This is a genomic window from Vibrio sp. 03_296, assembly GCF_002265885.1.
Genome location: NZ_NPKW01000953.1, coordinates 1 through 1,072, shown reverse-complemented (window position 1 = coordinate 1,072; position 1,072 = coordinate 1). Strand labels below are relative to the sequence as shown.

2 pseudogenes are annotated in these 1,072 nt (G+C 47.4%); both read left to right on the top strand.

The window, feature by feature from the left end:
- Nucleotides 1-503, top strand: a pseudogene (locus CIK04_RS29095) (DUF2189 domain-containing protein); the annotation flags it as partial.
- A gap of 58 nt (nucleotides 504-561) precedes the next feature.
- Nucleotides 562-1,071: pseudogene (locus CIK04_RS29090) on the top strand (SprT family zinc-dependent metalloprotease).
- The last annotated feature ends 1 nt before the right edge of the window (nucleotide 1,072 follow it).

The following is a 1,072-nucleotide window of genomic DNA, read 5'->3' as shown; positions in this document are numbered from 1 at the left end:
GGAAAGAGAACGCGGCCATAGCGCCAGACCTACTCCACTCAATGAAAGCCATTGGACGCAACTCTTCTTCTCAATGGGCCTTTGCGGTGCTGTTAGCGGTGTGCATGATTTTCTGGATGCGCATTGCCGCATTTACTCCATGCCCTCTACCCTTCTGTGCAAGGCGCACCACTTACAGAGTTTCTTCCTTTCTTAGTGATTGGTTCACTCGTTGGTTTCGTCCTGGCCAGTATCGTCTTCAGCATTTCTGCGTTTTCGATTCCGATGATGATGATGGAACGCCGAGTCGATATGATGACAGCGGTTTTCAGCAGCTTTAATGCCGTGAAGTCCAACATTCCGGCAATGATTGTTTGGGCAGCCATATTGCTTGGTGGCATTCTGATTGGCTTTGCCACTTTACGGCATTGGTATTGCTCTTCACCATGCCGATACTTGGCTACGCCACCGTGGCACGCCTACATGAACCATCAAGAAAAACACCACTAGGTCTTTACCCCTAGAAGCATCAACAGATAATGCTATTATTTGCCCTCATCACACCATGAGGGCAAATTTTTGATGAAAAAGATCGAGTTTGAGCTGCACTACCAAGCCCAAAAAGCACTGCACGCTTGTATCGATAAAGCCAACCACTACTTTCAGCGCCAGTTTCCAATGCCACTTCTTAGCTATCAATTAAGAGGCAAAGCGGCAGGTAAGGCGTATCTGCAACTCAATCAAATTCGTCTTAACCCGATTTTGTTCAAAGAGAACAAAACGGTCTTTCTTGGAAGAAGTGATTCCTCATGAAGTGGCTCATCTTGCTCACTTATCAGTTATATGGCCGAGTTAAACCTCATGGCGTAGAATGGCAATCCATCATGCAAGGCGTCTTTCTCTTGCCCGCCAACACAACGCATCAATTTGCAGTTGCTTCCGTGCAAGGAAAAACCTTCCAATATCGCTGACCAATGTCGCGAGTTTCCGTTAACCATCCGTCGCCACAACAAAGTTCTGCGTAATGAGGCCAGCTATACCTGCCAAAAGTGCCGACAAACCTTGCTCTTCACCGGTGTCCAACTCTCATAGC